1 protein-coding gene is annotated in these 356 nt (G+C 69.1%); it reads left to right on the forward strand.

The genetic code is table 11. The annotated features are described in order from the left end of the window. On the forward strand, positions 1-356 hold a 356-nt coding region (locus tag ASV53_RS26700; protein ID WP_141226371.1), incomplete at both ends, for an Lrp/AsnC family transcriptional regulator.

The raw sequence follows: 356 nt of genomic DNA on the forward strand, positions 1-356 counted from the left end.
TGCTGCAGGAAGACGGCCGACGACCGTACGCCGAGATCGGGCGCGAGGTCGGACTCAGCGAGGCCGCGACGCGACAGCGCGTGCAACGGCTCACCGAAGCAGGGGTCATCCAGATCGTCGCGGTCACCGACCCTCTGCAGCTCGGCTTCCCGCGCATGGCGATGATCGGCATCCGCGTCACCGGCGACCCGCGCACGATCGCGGAGGCCCTCGCCGAGATCAGCGAGCTGGCGTACGTGGTCGTGACGCTCGGCAGCTTCGACATCCTCGCCGAGGCCATCTGCGAGAGCGACGAGCACCTGGTCGACCTCATCTCGACCCGCATCCGCACCATCCCCGGCATCGTCCACACCGAG

Source organism: Photobacterium sanguinicancri (assembly GCF_002265265.1).
Classification (GTDB): Bacteria; Pseudomonadota; Gammaproteobacteria; order Enterobacterales; family Vibrionaceae; genus Photobacterium; species Photobacterium sanguinicancri.